The organism is Marinobacter shengliensis, from assembly GCF_003007715.1.
In the GTDB taxonomy this organism is placed as follows: domain Bacteria; phylum Pseudomonadota; class Gammaproteobacteria; order Pseudomonadales; family Oleiphilaceae; genus Marinobacter; species Marinobacter shengliensis.
Genome location: NZ_PXNO01000022.1, coordinates 119,364 through 140,718, shown reverse-complemented (window position 1 = coordinate 140,718; position 21,355 = coordinate 119,364). Strand labels below are relative to the sequence as shown.

At 57.1% G+C, this 21,355-nt stretch carries 19 protein-coding genes; 1 reads left to right on the top strand and 18 read right to left on the bottom strand.

Annotated elements, in window-relative coordinates:
- Position 1: 1 nt before the first annotated feature.
- From glmU to C7H10_RS09010, 15 genes are all read right to left on the bottom strand, one after another.
- Positions 2-1,366, bottom strand: coding sequence for a bifunctional UDP-N-acetylglucosamine diphosphorylase/glucosamine-1-phosphate N-acetyltransferase GlmU (gene glmU / locus C7H10_RS09080; protein ID WP_106694607.1), 1,365 nt, complete (start codon positions 1,364-1,366; stop codon positions 2-4).
- 150 nt (positions 1,367-1,516) lie between these two features.
- Positions 1,517-1,939, bottom strand: a complete 423-nt coding sequence (locus C7H10_RS09075; protein ID WP_061333192.1) for a F0F1 ATP synthase subunit epsilon — start codon at positions 1,937-1,939, stop codon at positions 1,517-1,519.
- Positions 1,940-1,977: 38 nt separating this feature from the next.
- A complete protein-coding gene (atpD, locus tag C7H10_RS09070) occupies positions 1,978-3,372 on the bottom strand; it encodes a F0F1 ATP synthase subunit beta (RefSeq protein ID WP_106694606.1) in 1,395 nt (464 codons plus the stop codon).
- A gap of 54 nt (positions 3,373-3,426) precedes the next feature.
- Positions 3,427-4,287: a F0F1 ATP synthase subunit gamma gene (gene atpG / locus C7H10_RS09065; protein ID WP_106694605.1), complete on the bottom strand. Its 861-nt coding sequence runs from the start codon at positions 4,285-4,287 to the stop codon at positions 3,427-3,429.
- Between the two features lie 70 nt (positions 4,288-4,357).
- Positions 4,358-5,902, bottom strand: coding sequence for a F0F1 ATP synthase subunit alpha (atpA, locus tag C7H10_RS09060; RefSeq protein ID WP_072675887.1), 1,545 nt, complete (start codon positions 5,900-5,902; stop codon positions 4,358-4,360).
- A gap of 28 nt (positions 5,903-5,930) precedes the next feature.
- Positions 5,931-6,467 carry a F0F1 ATP synthase subunit delta gene (locus tag C7H10_RS09055; protein ID WP_058090904.1) on the bottom strand — a complete coding sequence of 179 codons (537 nt, stop codon included), beginning with the start codon at positions 6,465-6,467 and terminating at the stop codon, positions 5,931-5,933.
- 12 nt (positions 6,468-6,479) lie between these two features.
- Positions 6,480-6,950 carry a F0F1 ATP synthase subunit B gene (locus C7H10_RS09050; protein ID WP_058090905.1) on the bottom strand — a complete coding sequence of 157 codons (471 nt, stop codon included), beginning with the start codon at positions 6,948-6,950 and terminating at the stop codon, positions 6,480-6,482.
- A 96-nt stretch (positions 6,951-7,046) separates the two neighbouring features.
- A complete protein-coding gene (atpE, locus tag C7H10_RS09045) occupies positions 7,047-7,274 on the bottom strand; it encodes a F0F1 ATP synthase subunit C (protein ID WP_058090906.1) in 228 nt (75 codons plus the stop codon).
- Between the two features lie 85 nt (positions 7,275-7,359).
- The gene (gene atpB, locus C7H10_RS09040) at positions 7,360-8,229 is read right to left on the bottom strand and encodes a F0F1 ATP synthase subunit A (RefSeq protein ID WP_061333190.1); all 870 of its coding nucleotides are present in this window, start codon (positions 8,227-8,229) and stop codon (positions 7,360-7,362) included.
- Positions 8,230-8,247: 18 nt separating this feature from the next.
- The gene (locus C7H10_RS09035; protein WP_082780615.1) at positions 8,248-8,655 is read right to left on the bottom strand and encodes an ATP synthase subunit I; all 408 of its coding nucleotides are present in this window, start codon (positions 8,653-8,655) and stop codon (positions 8,248-8,250) included.
- Between the two features lie 203 nt (positions 8,656-8,858).
- Positions 8,859-9,734, bottom strand: coding sequence for a ParB/RepB/Spo0J family partition protein (locus tag C7H10_RS09030; protein WP_061333217.1), 876 nt, complete (start codon positions 9,732-9,734; stop codon positions 8,859-8,861).
- Positions 9,735-9,794: 60 nt separating this feature from the next.
- Positions 9,795-10,589, bottom strand: a complete 795-nt coding sequence (locus tag C7H10_RS09025; protein WP_106694604.1) for a ParA family protein — start codon at positions 10,587-10,589, stop codon at positions 9,795-9,797.
- Between the two features lie 31 nt (positions 10,590-10,620).
- Complete coding sequence (gene rsmG, locus C7H10_RS09020) at positions 10,621-11,256, bottom strand: 16S rRNA (guanine(527)-N(7))-methyltransferase RsmG (protein ID WP_106694603.1); 636 nt, start codon at positions 11,254-11,256, stop codon at positions 10,621-10,623.
- A 1-nt stretch (position 11,257) separates the two neighbouring features.
- Positions 11,258-13,144, bottom strand: coding sequence for a tRNA uridine-5-carboxymethylaminomethyl(34) synthesis enzyme MnmG (mnmG, locus tag C7H10_RS09015; protein ID WP_106694602.1), 1,887 nt, complete (start codon positions 13,142-13,144; stop codon positions 11,258-11,260).
- Between the two features lie 351 nt (positions 13,145-13,495).
- Positions 13,496-14,791 carry an MFS transporter gene (locus tag C7H10_RS09010; RefSeq protein ID WP_106694601.1) on the bottom strand — a complete coding sequence of 432 codons (1,296 nt, stop codon included), beginning with the start codon at positions 14,789-14,791 and terminating at the stop codon, positions 13,496-13,498.
- Positions 14,792-15,012: 221 nt separating this feature from the next.
- Here C7H10_RS09010 and C7H10_RS09005 point away from each other — a divergent pair, with 221 nt between their 5' ends.
- Complete coding sequence (locus C7H10_RS09005; RefSeq protein WP_106694600.1) at positions 15,013-16,278, top strand: EAL domain-containing protein; 1,266 nt, start codon at positions 15,013-15,015, stop codon at positions 16,276-16,278.
- Positions 16,279-16,293: 15 nt separating this feature from the next.
- Here the strand turns inward: C7H10_RS09005 and C7H10_RS09000 are convergent, their stop codons facing one another.
- The 3 genes from C7H10_RS09000 to C7H10_RS08990 are packed head-to-tail and all read right to left on the bottom strand — an operon-like array spanning position 16,294 to position 21,083.
- The gene (locus C7H10_RS09000; RefSeq protein ID WP_106694599.1) at positions 16,294-19,440 is read right to left on the bottom strand and encodes an efflux RND transporter permease subunit; all 3,147 of its coding nucleotides are present in this window, start codon (positions 19,438-19,440) and stop codon (positions 16,294-16,296) included.
- Between the two features lie 3 nt (positions 19,441-19,443).
- The gene (locus tag C7H10_RS08995; RefSeq protein ID WP_106694598.1) at positions 19,444-20,538 is read right to left on the bottom strand and encodes an efflux RND transporter periplasmic adaptor subunit; all 1,095 of its coding nucleotides are present in this window, start codon (positions 20,536-20,538) and stop codon (positions 19,444-19,446) included.
- Positions 20,539-20,567: 29 nt separating this feature from the next.
- A complete protein-coding gene (locus C7H10_RS08990; protein WP_244178236.1) occupies positions 20,568-21,083 on the bottom strand; it encodes a DUF3833 domain-containing protein in 516 nt (171 codons plus the stop codon).
- Between the last annotated feature and the right edge of the window lie 272 nt (positions 21,084-21,355).

Below are 21,355 nucleotides of genomic sequence, written 5' to 3'. Positions count from 1 at the left end.
GTTACGCTTTTTTCGGCCGTTCCCAGCCCGCGATATTCCGTTGCTTGCCCCGGGCCACGGCCAGTTCGCTTTCCGCGACGTTGCGGGTGATGGTAGACCCCGCACCAATGGTGGCCTCGGCCGCTACCGTCACCGGTGCAACCAACGAGGTATTGGAGCCCACAAACACACCGTCGCCAATCTCGGTTTTGAACTTGTTCACCCCATCATAATTGCAGGTGATGGTGCCTGCACCCACATTCACATTACGGCCCAGAGAGGCGTCCCCCACGTAGCTCAGGTGGTTGATCTTACTGCCCTCACCCACTACGGCTTTCTTGGTTTCGACAAAGTTGCCCACCTTGGTGTTGGCGGCCAGTTCGGTACCCGGGCGCAGGCGGGCGAACGGGCCAATCTGGGCATTGGCGCCTACAATTGCACCTTCAAGCACGCTGTTGGCTTTGATTTCAGCACCATCGGCGATGGTGGAATCCTTGATCACACAGTTCGGGCCGATCACCACGTTGCTGCCAAGGCTGACTTTGCCTTCAAACACCGCGTTCACATCAATCCACAGGTCGTTGCCGATGGTCAGCTCACCGCGCACATCCACCCGGGCAGGGTCTGCCAGGGAGGCGCCTTCGGTCATCAGGCGTTCCGCCTGCTGGCGCTGGTACCATCGCTCCAGTTCCGCCAGTTGTAGGCGGTTATTGACGCCCTGCACTTCAAACGGGTTTAACGGCTGGGATACCGTGACGGACAAACCATGGTCAACCGCCATAGCGATGATGTCGGTCAGGTAGTATTCACCCTGGGCATTGCTGTTGGATAGTGTGGGTAACCAGCTTTTCAGGTGCCGGGCAGAAACGGCCAGGATACCGGTGTTCACCTCGTGGATATCTTGCTGCTCGGCGGTGGCGTCTTTCTGCTCCACAATCGCCTGTACCTGGCCCTCAGCGTTACGAACGATCCGGCCATAGCCGTGAGGGTTGTCCATATCCACGGTCAGCAGGGCGAGATTGCCATCGTCCAGGTCACAGACCATGGCTTCGAGGGTGTCTTTGCGGGTCAACGGCACATCGCCGTAGAGCACCAGTACCCGGGCGTCGTCCGGCAGATCCGGCAGGGCCTGGGCCACGGCATGGCCGGTGCCCAGTTGTTCGGTCTGCATCACCCAGTTCACCGAGGGTTCGTCCAGCGATGCCCGCACCTGGTCTGCACCGTGGCCGATTACCGTGTGAATTTTCTCCGCCCCCAGCTGCTTTGCGGTATCAATCACGTGATGCAGCATGGCCTTGCCGGCCACCGGGTGTAATACCTTGGGTAGCGCCGATTTCATTCGGGAGCCCTGGCCTGCCGCCAGGATCACAACGTGTAATGGGCTCATGGGGCGGTAAGCTCCAATCTGGTGGTGAATCTCAAAATAAAAAACCGCGTCCCGGTGAATAACCGGCCTTCCCCTTGCGGGTGTGGCTGGTCATCCACCTGCGGATGCGGTTCACGGTCAGGCCAGTCCGGGCCCTGACACAAACCCTGCTTAGCGCAGGTGCTTGCGCAGTTTCTGGATGGTGCGCAGCTGAGCGGCGGCTTCTGCCAGCTCGGCGGCGGCACGGGAGTACTCAAACTCGCCTGTCTTGTTCGCCAGTGCCTTCTCGGCTTGCTTCTGGGCTTCCAGGGCTGCCGCTTCGTCCACATCCTTGGCACGAACTGCGGTATCAGCCATCAGGGTCACCAGGTTCGGCTGCACTTCCAGATAACCACCGGATACGTACAGAATCTCCTCAGCGCCACCCTGCTTGATGATCCGCACTGAGCCGGGCTTGAGCTCGGTCAGCAGCGGAGCATGGCCAAGCTGGATGCCTAGCTCACCCTCGGTACCGGTGGCGATCAGCATCTCCACCAGGCCCGAGTAGATTTTTTCTTCGGCACTTACGACGTCACAATGTACGGTCATAGCCATTTCTTACGCCTCTTGGGTCAGAAAGGGAAGAAGGTAATTTACTTGCCTTCTTTCGCTTTCATTGCCTTAGCCTTCTCGATTGCCTCTTCGATGCCACCGCACATGTAGAAGGCCTGCTCCGGCATGTCGTCGTAGTCACCGTTCAGGATGCCTTCGAAGCTGGCGATGGTTTCCTTCAGAGACACGTACTTACCCGGGGAACCGGTAAATACTTCCGCTACGTGGAACGGCTGAGACAGGAAGCGCTCGATCTTACGGGCACGGGCTACGGTCAGCTTGTCGTCTTCTGACAGCTCGTCCATACCCAGGATCGCGATGATGTCTTTCAGTTCCTTGTAACGCTGCAGAACGTTCTGAACACCACGGGCAACATTGTAGTGCTGCTCGCCGATCACCAGGGGGTCCAGCTGACGGGAAGTAGAGTCAAGGGGATCGATCGCCGGGTAGATACCCTTGGAGGCGATGTCACGGCTCAGTACCACAGTCGCGTCAAGGTGCGAGAAGGTGGTGGCAGGCGACGGGTCAGTCAAGTCATCCGCCGGTACGTAGACCGCCTGGATAGAGGTGATAGAACCGTTCTTGGTAGAGGTGATCCGCTCCTGCAGCTGACCCATCTCTTCCGCCAGAGTCGGCTGGTAACCTACCGCTGAAGGCATACGGCCCAGCAGTGCAGATACTTCGGTACCGGCCAGTGTGTAACGGTAGATGTTATCAACGAACAACAGAACGTCACGGCCTTCGTCACGGAACTTCTCGGCCATGGTGAGACCGGTCAGGGCCACACGCAGACGGTTTCCTGGGGGCTCGTTCATCTGGCCGTAAACCATGGCAACCTTATCGAGAACGTTAGACTCCTTCATTTCGTAGTAGAAGTCGTTACCTTCACGAGTCCGCTCACCAACACCGGCGAATACGGAGAGACCGGAGTGCTCTTTCGCGATGTTGTTGATCAGTTCCATCATGTTTACGGTTTTGCCTACACCGGCACCACCGAACAGGCCAACCTTACCACCCTTGGCGAACGGGCAGATCAGGTCGATAACCTTGATGCCGGTTTCCAGCAGGTCAGCAGACGCTGCCTGGTCGGCGTAGCCCGGTGCTTTGCGGTGGATAGCCCAACGCTCTTCTTCACCGATGTCGCCCTGCTCGTCGATCGGACGGCCCAGTACGTCCATGATACGGCCCAGAGTCTGGGTGCCCACGGGTACTGAAATCGGCTTGCCGGTATTCTCAGCTTTCAGGCCACGCTTGAGGCCTTCGGTGCTGCCCATTGCGATGGTACGAACAATGCCGTCACCCAGCTGCTGCTGGACTTCCAGAGTTGTTTCGCCACCTTCAAGCAGCAGTGCGTCATAAACGCTTGGCACGGAGTCACGTGGGAATTCCACGTCGATAACCGCGCCAATGATCTGAACGATGTGTCCGCTACTCATGCTCGGTTCCTCGTTATCTAGTAGTCAATAAAACCAGTAGGTTTGTGAGCGTTATCAAACAGATGCCGCGCCGCTCACAATCTCCGAAATCTCTTGGGTGATGGCTGCCTGGCGGGCCTTGTTATAGGCCAGCTGAAGCTCATCGATGATGCCACCGGCGTTGTCTGTCGCGCTCTTCATGGCAATCATCCGGGCAGCCTGTTCACAGGCCAGATTCTCTACCACACCCTGATACACCTGGGATTCGATATAACGTGGCAGTAGCCCGTCAAGAATCGGACGTGAATCCGGCTCATAGAGATAATCCCACTGGTGACCTACATCTTCGTCATCACCTTCCGGCAATGGCAGCAGTTGTAGCGAATTCGGGCTCTGAGTCATGGTGTTCACAAACTCGTTGCTCACAAGGTACAGGCGATCAATCTTGCCCTGCTCGAAACCATCGAGCATCACCTTGACGCTACCAATCAGCTCACTTGCAGACGGGTTGTCACCCATATGGGTCACCGCCGCTACAACGTTGCCACCGTAGTTACGGAAGAAAGACGCGCCTTTTTGCCCAATGGCGCAGATGTCGGTCTCAACACCCTTTTGTTTCCATTCACGCATTTCGCGAACGAGCAGTTTGAACAGGTTGGTGTTCAAACCACCACACAGGCCACGGTCGGAGGAAACTACAATGTAGCCTACCCGCTTGACCTCACGCTCCTGCATGAACGGATGACGGTAATCCTTGTTGGACTTGGCAATGTGTCCGATTACCTGCAGCATCTTTTCGGCGTATGGGCGAGTTGCCTGCATACGGTCCTGAGCTTTGCGCATTTTACTCGCCGCCACCATTTCCATGGCGGAGGTGATCTTCTGCGTGCTCTTGATGCTTCCGATCTGGTTACGTATTTCTTTTCCGACGGCCATAAGTCACTGCCTTTTCAAGTTAGACACTCAAAGGGACCAGCAGGCCCGCGCAATGGCGGGCCCAGTGGATTTACCAGCTCTGAGTGGTCTTGAATTTCTCCAGAGCAGCTTTCAGGCCAGCGGTGATGTCGTCGTTGAAGTTGCCCTCGGGGCCGATCTTGTCGAGAAGCTCTTTCTGCTCGGAACGCATCCAGTCCAGCAGCTGTGCTTCAAACTTCACAACCTTGTTTACATCAACATCGTCCAGGAAGCCTTCGTTTGCTGCGAACAGTACGGTACCCATTTCGGCAACCGTCATCGGGCTGTACTGGTTCTGCTTCATCAGCTCGGTAACGCGCTGACCGTGCTCCAGCTGACGACGGGTTGCTTCGTCAAGATCGGAAGCGAACTGGGCGAATGCCGCCAGTTCCCGATACTGGGCCAGGGCCAGACGGATGTTACCGCCGAGCTTCTTCATGATCTTGGTCTGGGCTGCACCACCTACCCGGGATACAGAGATACCGGCGTTCATGGCCGGACGGATACCGGAGTTGAACAGGTTGGTTTCCAGGAAGATCTGACCATCGGTGATGGAGATCACGTTGGTCGGTACGAACGCAGAAACGTCACCAGCCTGGGTTTCGATGATCGGCAGCGCGGTCAGAGAACCGGTCTTGCCTTTCACTTCACCGTTGGTGAACTGCTCAACGTAGTCAGCGTTAACGCGGGAAGCGCGCTCCAGCAGACGGGAGTGCAGATAGAAAACGTCACCCGGGAATGCTTCACGTCCTGGCGGACGACGCAGCAGCAGGGAGATCTGACGGTAAGCAACAGCCTGCTTGGACAGGTCGTCGTATACGATCAGAGCGTCTTCACCGCGGTCACGGAAGAATTCACCCATGGAGGTACCGGCGTACGGAGCCAGGAACTGCATGGCGGCAGGATCAGCGGCACCGGCGGCAACCACGATGGTGTGGTCCATGGCGCCGTGCTCTTCCAGTTTGCGCACAACAGCGGCAATGGAAGACTGCTTCTGGCCAACGGCAACGTAGATACACTTGATGCCGGTGTTCTTCTGGTTGATGATCGCGTCAATCGCTACAGCTGTCTTACCGATCTGACGGTCACCGATGATCAGCTCACGCTGGCCACGACCGATGGGAACCATGGTGTCGATGGCTTTCAGACCTGTCTGTACCGGCTCGTCAACGGACTGACGGGCGATAACGCCAGGTGCAACCTTCTCAACCGGAGAGGTCAGGCTGTTGCCCAGCTCGCCTTTACCGTCGATCGGGTTACCCAGGGAGTCAACCACACGGCCCAGCAGTTCGTTACCAACCGGCACTTCCAGGATACGGCCGGTACAACGAACTTTCTGACCCTCGGCCAGACCTTCGAAGTCGCCCAGTACCACTGCACCAACAGAATCACGCTCCAGGTTCAGAGCCATGCCGTAGGTGCCGTTGGCAAATTCAATCATCTCGCCGTACATAACGTCGGCCAGACCGTGGATCAATACGATGCCGTCAGATACTGACAGGATCGTACCTTCGTTCTTTGCTTCGGAAGAGATGTCGAGTTTCTCGATTCTCTTCTTGATGATGTCACTGATCTCGGATGGATTCAGTTGCTGCATGCCTTTGTCCTCAAACCTTGTGCTGAAATCAGGAGCCCAGAGCCTTGGCCATTCTGGCCAGCTTGCCACGGACTGAAGCGTCGATAACCAGGTCGCCTGTGCGTACTACCACGCCGCCGATCAGGGACTGATCCACCGCGGTTTCAAGCTCAACCTTGCGCTCCAGCTTTTCGGACAGTGCTTTGATCAACTTCTGCTGTTCGTCGGCAGACAGTTCGAACGCTGTGTTCACCGCCAGTTTGACGGTGCGCTCGAGATCCGCGCGATACAGACTGAACAGCGTAGCAACTTCCGGCAACAGCGCCAGACGCTTGTTTTCAGCAAGAATCAACAGGAAATTTCTGAGTGCTTCAGGCAGGGGCTCTTCGAAACAATCGGCGAAGAGTTCCGCCTTGCGTTGCTCAGACAGGCCGGGATTGGCCAGGATGTTCGCTACCTCTTGGTCAGCCGCGACCAGACCTGCAAAAGCCAGTGCCTGATCCCACTGATCAACGGCATTCTGTTCTTTAGCGGCATCGAATACGGCTTTCGCGTAGGGTCGGGCTAACGTAGTCAGTTGTGCCATGATGACCCTCGTTTAGAGTTCTGCGGCCAGCTTGTCCAGCATCTCGCTGTGAGCTTTGGCATCTACAGAGGTTTCCAGGATCTTCTCGGCACCGGCAACGGCAAGAACCGCCACTTCTTTGCGCAGTGCGTCGCGAGCCTGAACACGCTCCTGTTGAATTTCGGCCCTGGCCTGCTCAATAAGCTTTTCGCCTTCTTTGCGGGCATCGTCTTTAGACGCTTCCACAATCTGGGCGGCACGCTTGTTGGCCTGGTCAATCAGGGCTGCAGCTTCCTGTTTTGCTTTTTGCAATTCTTTGGAGGCTTTTTCCTGCGCGAGTTCCAGATCGAGGGATGCCCGATCTGCGGCAGAAAGGCCGTCGGCAATTTTCTTCTGGCGCGCTTCCATGGCAGCCGTGATTGGCGGCCACACATATTTGACGCAGAACCAGACGAAAATAGCGAAGGCAATCGCTTGCCCTATCAACGTAAGGTTTATATTCACGGCAATATACCTCTTGCTATTCGTTGCGTCCTGGTTTCCGGAAAACCGGGCGCGTCCTCAACTCAAGTGAGCAGCGCCCTGGCTTCTCGGGTGTAATTAACCAGCTACAACGAAGATCAGGTACATCGCGATACCAACACCGATCATCGGAACAGCGTCAAGCAGACCAGCCATGATGAAGGTCTTGGTTTGCAGCTGCGGAGCCATTTCAGGCTGACGAGCAGAAGACTCGAGCAGTTTGCCGCCCAGCAGAGCGAAGCCAATACCGGTGGCCAGAGCGCCAGAACCCAGGATGATAGCAGCTGCGATGAATACGATTTCCATTTAAAACTCCTTAGCTTTCAGTTTATTAAAGGTTAATTTGGGATTTCACAATCCAGGTTTTACGAAACTTCTTCTGTACTGTCCGTTAATGATCTTCGTGTGCCTGGCTCAGATAAACCACCGCCAGCGTTGTGAAGATAAAGGCCTGCAGCGTGACCACCAGAATGTGGAAAATCGCCCAGGGCACGTTCAGCGTCCACTGCACCCAGAACGGCAGAATCGCGATAAGAATGAACACTACCTCACCGGCGTACATGTTACCAAACAGACGCAGTGCAAGACTCAGCGGCTTGGTCAGCAGGCCCAGGATTTCCAGTACCAGGTTAAAGGGTACCAGCGCCCAGTGGTTGAACGGTGTGAAGGACAGTTCCTTGGCGAAGCCGCCAGCACCTTTTACCTTGATGCTGTAGAAGATGATCAGCAGGAACACACCGATGGAGATACCGAAGGTACCATTGGGATCGGTGGTCGGTACAATCTTGAAGTATTCAAGACCCAGCGCGTGGGCGATCTGGGGGATAAAGTCCACCGGAATCAGCTTCAGGCTGTTCATCAGGAAGATCCAGACAAACATGGTCAGGGCCAGCGGCGCGATGACCGGGTTCCTGCCGTGGAAGCCATCACGAACGATGGTCTGAACAAATTCGACGGTCATTTCGACCACGTTCTGGAGCCCGGAGGGCACGCCGCTGGTGGCCCGCTTGGCAACCATACGGAAAATGGTCAGGAACAGGATGCCCATAAAGATGGACCAGCCCAGGGTGTCCACGTGGAACGCCATGAAGCCCATATCGGTTGCTTCGGCCGAAGTACGCGCAAACGTCCAGGAGGCCTCCTGCAACACGGTGACATCATTGGTGTAGGGATCGACCCTCTCATAACCCGCGGGGAGCTTGCCGTAAGTGAGGTTCTGAAGGTGGTGTTGTATATATTCTACTGGGGTATCAGCTGCCATACTGCTCTCACGTCCAGTCTATAGCTGTCTTTGCGGTTGAATCAGGAAGCGCAGCACGCCACTGAGAACAACCATTACAGCAAAAGTGAATAACAGAGCCGGCACATGTACTGGCTCCATCAAGATGAAAACTGCCGCAAAACCCACTGCGGTAAGGGCAAGCTTGATGCCTTCTGCCCTGAACATGTTGCCCACCATCAGGCGCGCGTGTCGGGCGCCTTGGTACCGGTACATCCGGTGAGCAAAATACGCGTTTGGTATGACAAAAATAAGACCGCCGATAAACGCGGAATACCCGGCCAAACGACTTTCAAACAACCACAACAGACTGATAGTGACCAGAGCCGCCATCTCGATAACCAGCCACTTCAGGAGCGGCAAACGCATGATGGCTTTCTTCGAACGTGTCATGTCACCAGCTGTCATTGCAAGCGCGCGGAATTATATGTGTTAACCGATAGCTGTTCAACACAACTCGACCGAAAAATCGGCCAAGTTTTAACCAGATCGGGTCGGTATTTGATAGCAGATAACACAAGTTGTGTTCTGCAACCTCCGGAGCAACCACATGTGGTGTTTAATGCGAAAAGCGGGACTTTAGGATGATTTTTCCCGATTATCAGGCTGACTTAGCGGATATGGCCCAGAATACCATCCAGTTCATCCAGTGAACTGTATTCGATCACCACTTTGCCCTTTCCCCGTTTGCCATGGTTGATCGCAACCCGGGCACCAAGGCGGTCTGAAAGGTCGTCCTGCAGGGCGCGAATATTGGGGTCGAGGCCCTTGCTTTCGGTTTCTTCGGCCGCGGGCTTCTCCTGCTGAATCCGACGCACCAGGGCTTCGGTCTGGCGTACCGACAGCGACTTGGCCACCACCTGGCGGGCCACCTGCATCTGCTGCTCCGGCGGCAGGGTGAGCATGGCGCGACCATGGCCCATTTCCAGATCACCGTGCTCAAGCATGGTCCGGACATCTTCGGTGAGGCCAATCAGGCGCAACAGGTTGGTGATGGTGGTGCGGGATTTACCCACAGCTTCAGCCACCTGGGCCTGGGTCAGGCCAAATTCTTCCTGCAGGCGTTGCAGGGCGAAGGCTTCTTCGATCGGATTGAGGTTTTCCCGCTGAATGTTCTCGATCAGCGCCATGGCAATGGCGGCCTCATCGGGCACATCGCGGATAATGGCGGGAATACGGTCCAGTTCGGCTATCTGGGTAGCGCGCCAGCGTCGTTCACCGGCAATCAGTTCATAACGGCCTTCCGCGATGGGGCGAACCACCACCGGCTGCATCACGCCCTGTTGGCGAATGGAGTCGGCCAGTTCCTGCAGGGCGGCCGGGTCCATGTCACGGCGGGGCTGATAACGCCCGCGCTGGATCAGATCCACGGGAATGTCCCGCAGTTCTCCATCGTGATTACCGGGTTCCTGGTTCAGGTTTACTTTGGAACCCTGAAGCAGTGCCCCCAAACCGCGTTCGCCCAAACCTCGTTTCTTCGCCGCCATGGTGGTTGTCATTCTTCCTGTTGAAATGGTGGATGCATGGTCGCCTGACGGCGATCTATGTTACACCGCAACCGCGGCGGATGTCTTTTTCGATCCGTGCCGGCGCACCATTTCTCCGGCCAGGGCCAGATAGGCAATGGCGCCTTTGGAGGCCCGGTCGTAGGCCAGCGCCGGCATACCGTAACTGGGTGCCTCGGCCAGGCGCACGTTGCGGGGAATTACCGCCCGGTAGACCTTGTCACCAAAATACTCGTTCAGCTGGCTGGAGACATCCAGGGTCAGGCTGTTGCGCGGGTCGTACATGGTGCGCAGGATGCCTTCGACCTCAAGGTTCGGGTTCACCGTTTCCTTGATCTGCTCCACGGTATTCATCAATGCGGCCAAGCCTTCCAGGGCATAGTATTCGCACTGCATGGGGATGAGCACCGAATCCGACGCCGACAGGGCATTGACGGTCAGCAGGTTCAGGGACGGCGGGCAATCGATGAGGATGTAATCGAAATTCTCGCGAACGGTGTTGAGGGTCAGGCGCAGCCGGTGCTCCCGACCGATTTCATTCATCAGTTCCACTTCCGCCGCGGTCAGGTCGCCGTTGGCGGGCAGTATGTCAAAGCCGGAGGCCTCGGCCCTGACAATCACTTCGGCAGCGCTGGCACGTTTGGTGAGCACGTCGTAACCGGACAACTGCAGGCTATTCTTGTCGACACCGCTGCCCATGGTGGCGTTGCCCTGGGGGTCCATATCCACCAGCAGCACCCGGCGTTTGGTGGCGGCAAGAGACGCGGCAAGATTGACGCAGGTGGTGGTTTTGCCCACACCGCCTTTCTGATTGGTCACTGCAATCACGCGCGCCATGCTTTGCCTCCTGCTCTTGGGTTTAGCGGGTTTACTCAGCCCGGGTGACGATCAGCAAATGCCTCTCGCCATCTGCACCGGGCACCTTCAGGGAATGGCTGGATTCTACCTGCCAGCCGGCCGGAAGGGCAGCTACTTCATCATCCGGATACTGGCCTTTCATGGCAAGGAACTCGCCCTCACTGGCGAGCAACTGGCCGCACCAGGTCACCAGGTTCTCCAGGGCGGTAAAGGCCCGGCTGCTGATCTGGGTGAATGGCTGGTCAGGCTGGCAGTCTTCCGCCCGGCCATGGATAACGTCAACATTGCTCAGCCCCAGTTCCAGCACACACTGGTTCAGAAACCGGGTTTTCTTGCCATTGCTGTCAAGCAGGGTAAAGCGTTTTTCCGGGAACACAATGGCCAGAGGGATACCGGGCAGGCCGCCACCGGCGCCAACATCCAGCAGATGATTGGTGGTTATCCAGGGCAGGATGCTCAGGCTGTCGAGCAACTGCCGTGACACCATCACCCGCTCCTCCCGAACGGCGGTAAGGTTGTAGGCCTTGTTCCATTTATTCAGCAATGCCAGAAAAGCCAGCAACTGTTGCTGCTGGCTCTCGCTTAGGGACAGATTCATCGCCGCCAGCCCGTCGCTCAGCTGGCCTGGCCATTGTGGATAAGTCATCTCAGGCACTCTGCTTTCTGAGCAGGTCCCGCTTTTTCAGGTGCACCAGAATCTGGCTCACCGCGGCCGGAGTGACACCCTGGATGCGTGAGGCCTGGGCGACGGTTTCCGGTCTTACGGTTTGCAGCTTCTGCTTGATCTCGTTCGACAGGCCGCCGATGACCTCATAGTCCAGATCCACCGGCAGTGCGGTGTTCTCGTTCCGGCGCAGGCGCTCGATTTCATCGGCCTGGCGGGAGATGTAGCCTTCGTACTTGATTTCGATTTCTACCTGCTCAGCCACGTTCGGGTCCGCGGCCTGCTCGGCACCGATCTCGGCAATGTGCTGATAGGCGATTTCGGGGCGACGCAGCAGCTCGGCCAGGGACTGGTCCCGGGTCATCGGCTGTTTCAGGTAGCCGTTGGCACGTTCACCGGCTTCGGTGTTCGGGTGAATGCGGGTGCTTTCCAGCCGACTGCGCTCTTTGGCGATGCCTTCGCATTTGTCGCTGAACTTCTGCCAGCGTTCGTCGTCCACCAACCCCAGCTTGCGGCCGGTTTCGGTCAGGCGCAGGTCGGCGTTGTCTTCCCGCAGGATCAGCCGGTATTCGGCGCGGCTGGTGAACATACGGTAGGGCTCGCTGGTCCCCATGGTTATCAGGTCGTCCACCAGTACGCCGAGGTAGGCTTCGTCCCGGCGCGGATACCATTCGGCTTTTTCCTGGGCCCGCAAGGCGGCGTTGATGCCCGCCAGCAAGCCCTGGGCGCCGGCTTCTTCATAGCCGGTGGTGCCATTGATCTGGCCGGCAAAGTACAGGCCCTGGATAAATTTGGTTTCCAGGGTATGGCGCAGGTCCTGGGGGTTCAGGTAATCGTACTCAATGGCATACCCCGGGCGCAGGATGTGAGCGTTTTCAAAACCGGGAATCGAGCGCACGGCCTTGAGCTGGATATCGAACGGCAGGCTGGTGGAAATGCCGTTCGGGTACAGCTCGTTGGTGGTCAGGCCTTCGGGCTCCACGAAAATCTGGTGCGAGTCTTTGTCAGCGAAGCGATTGACCTTGTCTTCGATGGACGGGCAGTAGCGCGGGCCCACGCCCTCGATATTACCGGCGAACATGGGCGAACGGTCAAAACCACTGCGGATAATGTCGTGGGTTTCTTCGGTAGTGCGGGTGACATAACAACAGATTTGCTCAGGGTGCTCGTCACGGCTGCCGATGAAAGACATCACCGGTGTCGGGTCGTCACCCCACTGCTGCTGCATCACTGAAAAATCCACGGTACGGGCATCAATGCGCGGCGGGGTACCGGTTTTCAGGCGGCCAACGTTGAACGGCAACTCCCGCAGGCGCTTGGCCAGGGCATTGGCCGGCGCATCGCCGGCGCGGCCACCGGCGTGGTGCTGCATACCGATGTGGATAACGCCGCCGAGGAAGGTACCGGTAGTCAGCACGACGGTTTTGGCGTTGAAGCGAATACCGGTCTGGGTAACCACGCCCACCACCTGGTCGTTTTCCACAATCAGGTCATCGGCGGCCTGCTGGAACAGGGTCAGGTTGGGCTGATTTTCCAGGGTATGGCGAATGGCCGCCTTGTACAGAATCCGGTCAGCCTGGGCGCGGGTGGCACGCACCGCCGGGCCCTTACGGCTGTTCAGCACACGAAACTGGATACCAGCTTTATCGGTAGCCCGGGCCATGGCCCCACCCAGGGCGTCGATTTCCTTCACCAGGTGGCTCTTGCCGATGCCACCAATGGCGGGGTTACAGGACATCTGCCCCAGGGTCTCAATGTTGTGGGTCAACAGCAGGGTTTGCGACCCCATGCGCGCAGCCGCCAGCGCGGCCTCTGTACCGGCATGGCCACCACCAATGACAATGACATCGAAACGGGTCGGAAACTCCACACTACACCTCGGAAATCGGGCTTTAAAAAAGGGTCTGAAAACAGGGCGGCGAGTATAACGCCTCGCCGGCGAAATTGCAGTCTGAATGTGCAAATTTTAACCAGATATCGCCCCAGCGAAAAGCATCCCGGCGGCGGGTGCCAGGAAATCCAGTGGATAAACCCAGGGCTTAGGCTAGGTAAAAACCGAAACTTTTTGCTTTTCAGTCAGTTGTCAGCAGCTTCTCAGAAAAGTTTTCAAGAAAGTTATCCACACCCCTGATCACTTTTTCAACGCTTTAAAATCGAATTAACTATCTGTTTTTAATAGAAATAAAAAGTTTTATTCCGGGCTTATCCGTAGGTTTTCCAATTAATTATCCACAGATTTTTCGGCCCGGCGCCGCAACCCCAGCACACTCATCCACACCAGGCCGTTCGTCAGTGACAGCATCAGGAAAAACCCGGGAATTCCAAGCTCAAACACCCCCAGAACCACGATGCCTGCCAGGGCACTACAGACCATGAACAGCGAGTTGATCACGTTCAGGGCGGCAATGATGCGCGCCCGCTTGTGATCCGGGGTTTCATGCTGGATAAAGGCGTACAGGGGCACGATAAACAGCCCGCCACAAATGCCAATCCCCACCAGATCCAGCAATACCCGGATATACACAGGCTCGGTGATCAGGCTGAGCCAGGTAGAGGGGCTCGGCTCTGCCGGAACTGCGAAGAACAGATCGATCCCCAGCAGTGTCAGGCCCAGGGCACCCCAGGGTACCGGCGACAGCGTGATCCGATGCTTGGTCAGCCGCTCACACAGCATGGAGCCGATGGAAATACCCACGATAAACATCGCCAGCAACAGGGTGACCACGGTTTCATCCCCGGCCAGCCAGGTTTTGGCGAAGTTGGGGAACTGGGTCAGGTAGGCGGCGCCCAGAAACCAGAACCAGGAGATGGCCAGAATCGCCCACAGCACCTGCCGCCGCTCCGCTGCCACCGACATCAACCGCCAGGTTTCCAGCAATGGCCGGAACCGAACCCTAACACCCGGCGATTCGTCCCGGGTATTGGGTACTTGCCGGGCCGCAAGATATCCGAGCACCGCCATTACCACCACACCAACGGCGGTGACTTTCGCCGCCTGGTCAGCCCCCATGATCAAGCCCGCAGCGATGGTGCCCAGCAAGATCGCTACAAAGGTGCCCATGCTGACCAGGCCATTGCCGCCAACCAGTTCGTCGTCGGTCAGCACCCTGGGCAGAATCGAATACTTGACCGGACCGAAGAAGGTGGACTGCACCCCCATCAGGAACAACAACACCAGTAGCAACTCGTACCAGCCAAACCAGAGGCCCGTGGCGGCCACCAGCATGATGCCAATTTCCGCGGCTTTAACGTTGCGGATGATCACGGCCTTTTCATAGCGGTCAGCCATCTGGCCCGCGATACCGGAAAACAGGAAGAACGGCAGGATGAACAGGAACGCAGCGATGTTGACCACCACATTCACAGACAACCCCATCAGACCACCGGCCTGAAAGGTAATCAGAAGCAACAGGGCGTTTTTGTAGAGGTTGTCGTTAAAGGCGCCGGAAAACTGGGTCAGGTAGAACGGCAAAAACCGCCGTTGGCCCAATAACCGGAACTGACTGTGTTGACTCATAGGCTGTTGTTTCCTGGTGCGGTTAAACGCCGTTTGGTGATGTCTGGGCACCGTTCTGGTGCAAACCGTCTGGGCCTTGGGTGCCATCGTGCCGTTCAACCCCAGGCCTGCCTCGCTTTTTTAGAACCAGATACCGATGGCACGGAATTGGCTTCAGTTTTTCCCGGTAACTCCATCAGCGGCCAGGACGGCTACGCCATAGCAGTATAGGGCTCCTGACCATGAAAAGTGTGTTAAGCCTTGCAGACCACCGAGGCAAGGTACCTGGTAAATGTGCCAGATTTATAAAGCATCATGATTTCCAGTCTGTGTATCAACCCATTCTCAGCCCGACCCACCAGAAACTGGTTGGTTACGAGGCGCTGGTGCGGGTTCATCGGGATAACCGGCCAATTGCCCCACCCGAGTTATTTGAGCAAGCATCAATCTTGGGCGTCACCACCGGTGTCGACCAGCACCTGCTCAACCTGCATCTGACCAACTTCGGTCTTAAACAGGAACCGGTCTGGCTGTTTATCAACATCAATCCGGACACCTTGCTGCACCACGCCGGTTACCTGGGACAACTTGCAACCCACTGTCACAGCGCCGGAATTCCTCCGGAGAGGATAGTCCTGGAGCTCGTGGAAACCGCTACACGTGACACCAATGGCCTTCTGGAATTCATCCAGGAAGCCAAAGACTTTGGTTTTCAGATTGCCATCGACGATTTTGGCGTGGGCGATTCCAATTTCGAGCGGCTGTGGCGAATCAATCCACTGATCGTGAAAATTGATCGCAGCCTGCTAGCCAATGCGGAAACACACCAGCGTGCCCGGGTATTGCTGCACAGCCTGGTCAGAATGATCCGAGAAAGCGGCAGCCTGGTATTGTTGGAGGGTATCGAGAGTGAGAACCAGGCACGGATTGCGCTGGATACCGAAGCGGATCTTTTGCAGGGATTTCTGTTTGCCCGGCCCAAACACAGTACCCGGGAGTGCACGATCAATGCCGAAAACGCCCTGCAGCAGGTGATGTCCCGGTCCCAGCAGTGGAGCCTGAGGGATTATCACAGCCAGGAAACTTACCTGAAACTGCTCCGCTTTGAAATCATGGATGTCTGCCATCAAATCGCCCGGGGCGAGCCCTTTGAACGCGTGTGCAGAAACCTGCTGCTCATGGAAGGCGTCAAACGCTGTTTCATTCTGGATAGCCATGGCGTCCAGCAGGGCCGGCTGGCGCAGGTGGATATGGTCAGTGGCGACCGCTTCAACCCGCTTTACTACTCGGCGGGTGCCCGCTGGAGCCACCGGGAATACTTCCGGAATGCCCTGGAAAGGCCGCAACAAATCAACAGTTGCCGCCCTTACGTTGCGCTTCCGGATGCACGGCGAACCGTCACGTTATCCACAGGCCTTGCCGGTTCGACGGGCCAACACATTTTCTGTATTGATATCCACCCGGACGAGGTTCTGGACGGACATCTGGTGTTCCCGACAGTGCTGTAACCACCAGCGCTCTGATCAGAAGTCATCAGCCTTGCTTGCGGGTGAGCCTTTGGGGCTGGAGCCGCCAGCCGAACCGGACGCCAGGCGCTCCAGCTCCTTTTCCACCGCGTTGGACGACTTGGCGAATCGCGCCAGGAGGTTGTACAACACCGGAATGATGAACAGCGTCAGCGTCGTGGCGAACACCAGCCCACCGAGAATCACCATACCGATGGCCGCCCGGCTTTCCGCACCGGCGCCGGTAGCAATGACCAGTGGTACGGCGCCGAACACTGTGGAAATAGTGGTCATCAAAACAGGACGGAAACGCAGGGTGGCACCCTCAAGAATCGCGTCTCGCACCTCGTAACCCTTGTCCCGCAACTGGTTGGCAAACTCCACAATCAATATGCCGTTCTTGGCCATCAACCCGAGCAGCATGATAATGCCGATCTGGCTGTAAATGTTCAGACTGATCCCAGACCAGGCCAACGCAATGAGCGCCCCGGTCACGGCCAGCGGCACGGACAACATGATGATCAACGGGTGAATCCAGCTCTCGAACTGGGCCGCCAGCACCAGGAACACGATGATAAACGCCAGGCCGAAGGTCAGATAGATAGCCGCGGACGAATCCTGGAATTCCCGGGAAAGGCCCTTGTAGCTGAGCCGGGCCTCCGGCGGCAGGTTATCCACGGCCAGATTATTCAAGTAGGTCAGCGCCGAACCCAGGTCATAGCCATCGGCCAGGGACGCGCTGATGACCACCGCCGGCAACCGATCTATACGCCGAAGGTCCGGATTGGCGCCAATTTCCTCCACCGACACCAGGGCCTTGATCGGAATCAGCTCGCCGCCTTCTCTCGGTCGCAGAAAGATCTGTTCAAGATCCCCCGGCGTCGCCCTGTTGGCGTCGTCAGCCTGGATGATGACATCGTACTCGCGACCCCGGTCCACATAGGTGGTCACGTTGCGGGAGGCAAGCATGGTTTGCAGGGTCAGGCCCACATCCTGAACGGTGATGTCCAGGTCCGCCGCCCGGTCCCGATCAATGTTCAACCGTAACTCCGGTCGGGTCAGCTCAAAATCGGTATCCACATTGATCAGGTTCGGGTTCTCTTTCGCCCGTTCGACGATCTCTTCACTCCAGGCCTGTACCGATTCGTAATCCGGCCCGGCCACCACAAATTCAACAGGCTGATTGAAGCCTCGCTGGCCAAGGCCCGGCGGGTTGATCACGTTAATCCGTACACCGGAAATATCCGCCAGCTTCTGCCGGATTTCACTGGTTACCTGTTGCTGCTTAATGTCGCGGTTATCCCAATGGGTCAGGCCCATGATCATAAAGGCGTTATCTTCTTCCTCCCGGAAACCGACAATCGACAGGAAGCGGGCAGCAATGCCTTCGTCCAGGTACGGCAGTAATTGCGTCTCCGCCTGGCGGACAAAGTGGTCGGTGTATTCAACGGTCGACCCCCTCGGGGCGCTGGTGGGCATGATGATTACCCCCCGGTCTTCCGTAGGCGCAAGCTCCTGCGGCAGGCGCGGGAAAATGACGGTGGCTATGATCAGGCCAGCCACACCCAGGCCCAACAACAAACCCGGCTGATTCAGGGAGAATGTCAGCAGTTTTTTATAGCCATTGGTCAGGCCATTGAGCACTTTCTCGCTGAATGCCCACAGGCGGTGGCCTTCTTCGGATTCCGGGCTGTGCTGGAGCCATTTCGAGCACAGCATCGGGGCCAGCGTCAGCGCAACCAGGCTTGAAAAGATCACGGCAGCCGCCAGGGTGAAGCCAAACTCGGCGAACAGCCGGCCAACGTTGCCGCCCATAAACGAAATGGGCACGAACACAGCAATCAGTGTCAGTGTGGTGGCAATGATGGCGAAGGCCACCTGCTTGGCACCGCGATAGGCTGCCAACAGCGGTGGTTCTCCTTCATCAATGCGCCGCTGGATGTTTTCCAGCATCACGATGGCATCATCCACCACCAGGCCGATGGCAAGGATAATCGCCAGCAACGTAAGCACGTTGATGGAAAACCCCAGGAAACCCAGGCCGATAAACGCCCCGATCACCGCCACCGGTATGGTCACGGCCGGTATCAATGTGGCCCGCCAGGATCTCAGGAACAGGAAAATCACCAGAATCACCAGAGACACGGCGATGCCCAGGGTGATCAACACCTCTTTGATGGAGGCACGGATAAAGATGGATTCGTCGTAGCTTTCCGCAAGTGAGACTTCCGGTGGCAGCGTGTCCCGAATCCGCTCAAGTTCGGCACGCACCGCATCCGATACCGCCACGGTATTGGCTTTGGATTGCCGGATAATGCCCAGGCCAATGGCGGTTTTCCCGTTGGCCCGCAACCGGCTGATGTCAGATTCCACACCCATCTGGATATTGGCGACTTCGCCCAGCCGCAGCAAATCATTGCCGTCACGGCGCACCACCAGGTTGCGGAACTCTTCAACACTGGACAAGCGCCCCTCCGCCCTTACGGTGAAATTGCGGGTAGACGAATCCACCTGCCCCGCCGGTAATTCAACGTTGTTGTCCCGGAGTGCGCGCTCTACCTCCGCCACCGTGATGTTTCTTGCTGCCAGGCGCTCCCGGTCGAGCCACACCCGAATGGCGTATCGGCGCTCGCCACCAATTCGAACATCGGCTACACCATCGAGCACCGACAACCGGTCGACCAGCACCCGATCGGCGAAATCGCTGAGTTCTGCGCTGTCCCATACATCACTGAGCAGCGTTACCCACATCATCGGCCGGGCATCGGAGTCCGCCTTACGAACCCTGGGGGCATCTGCTTCATCGGGTAACTGGTTGGCCACACGGGCAACTGCATCGCGGACATCGTTCGCTGCAACATCGATATCGCGAGAAGTGTTGAATTCGATGGACGTTCGGGATTCACCTTGCTCAGTGGATGACTCAATGGAACGAATACCCTCAATGCCACTGATCGCACCTTCAATCACCTGGGTGATCTGGGTATCGACCACTTCAGCCGCAGCACCAGTGTAGTCGGTGGACACCGACACAATGGGTGGGTCAATGTCAGGATACTCCCGAACGGGCAGTTCCATCAGTGCCGCCACCCCGAACACCACAATCAGCAGGCTGAGAACCGTAGCGAATACCGGGCGCTTGATGGAAATATCGGAGAGGACCATAGATCAGGACTCCCGGCTGGAAATAAACCGGTTATCCGGTATTGCCAGATCAGACTCCAGCAGCCTGAGCCGGTCACCGGTACTCAGGCGATCCTGGCCGGTGACCACCACCTGGTCCTCGACCTCCAGGCCTTCCACCACCTCAACCAGGCCAGGCATTCGCGAGCCCGTGCGCACCGACACCCGGCGGGCAACACCATCTTCTGCCACAAATACATATTTCTGATCACCCCGGATCATGACCGCCTGTTCCGGTATGACCAAGCCTTCTCGTTCCTGCAACGTCAGAGACGCGGACATAAATTGGCCGGGTCGCAGGCGGCCCTCAGAGTTGTCGATCAATGCCCGAACAGACAGTGTCCGGCTCAGCTCATTGATCCGGGTAGCCAGTTCTATCAGCTCCCCCTCAAAAACTTCGCCCGGAAACGCAGGGGAGGTAGCCCGAACTCGTTGCCCAATCCTGACCTGACCAATGAATCGCTCGGGAACAGCGAAGTTCAGTTCCATCTTGTCATTGGTATCCAGGGTGGTGATGGTGGTGCCTGCCTGGAGAAATGCCCCAACGCTGATATCCGAAAGCCCGACCACACCGGCGAACGGCGCTTCGATCCGATGGTTCTGTAACCGGACCCTCGCAGCCTCTCGCTGAGCAATGGCAACGTCGACGGCGGTTCTGAGTTCATCGACCTGGGACTGAGAGATACTGTTATTGGCTCGCAGCCTCTGGGCCCGTTCATACTGGCGCCGGGCATCAGCCAGCTGTGCCTCAATAACTGCAAGGTCAGCCCGGGCCTGGCGATCATCCAACCGGAGCAGAACAGCCCCTTGGGCTACCGCAGCGCCTGGCTGCAGATTCAGTTCCATCACTCGACCGCTCACCTCAGTGGTCAACTCTACCGAGTTCAGGGCTCGCAGATTTGCCACGGCGCCAACGGTGTCACGAACCCTTTGTCGTTCCGGTGTTACCACATTGACGGCACTGGCCTGAGCCTCGCCACCGCTCTGGCCACTGTCTCCTGACTCCAGGTTCAGATAAATACCAGCCCCTGCAGCTACCACCACAACCAGGACCACAGCAATCAGCCATTGTTTCCACATGGATTTTGCTAACCTTTCAGATATAAATGTTACGAGTCGTCCCCGTACCCCAGTTTCTGGATAACCAGTACCACCTCACCAACCTCGACGCCCCATTTGCTCATGGTGGTCTGGTTGATCAGGGTGTCTGGTGTGATCAGGTACATCCAGTCGTCCATCCGGACGTCTATGGTGCCATCGCCGTATGACACCTTTAGTACATAATTCATATGGATGGCGTTGCCCTGCCAGCGCATGGTGCCGGGTTTGACCACATCACCGGCTTCGGCATGGTAGCTGTCGCCGGCTGGTGTCAGGGTCCAGACTCTGGTCTGGACCTCTCCGTCATCAAACCTGAACACCTCGTCCAGGGTACCCACGCCGTCATCGTCCCAGGTGGCGCTGATATCGGCATCGAAAGTACGAATGACCTTGCCGGAGAAATTCTTGACCACGCCACGGGCAGAAAGTTCGCCCTGGAAAAATTCCCGGGGAATCAGCTCCGGTTGTGTATCGCGATAATCGTCCAGTGAGGGGCCAGCACAGCCCGCCAGCACAGATACCATCAACAGTATAAGAGCAACTGACCAGACACCACCGGCTTTAAGTCGAATTTCCCTGTTTTGCATGACTTTTACACTCCGCTAGATGGCCTTGGCTAAGGCGTCGTCGAGTTGTGATTTACGGGCCCGGAGCAATATCCGATCAGGCAGATATGAAATGCGTCATTTGAGCCAATTGTCCATTCTGACATGCAGACAAGCGCTTTCCGTCAATGGCAGCCGCAAGTGAATGCCGTAAAACAGCAGTCATAACGGGCCTCGGGCCCGACCGGATT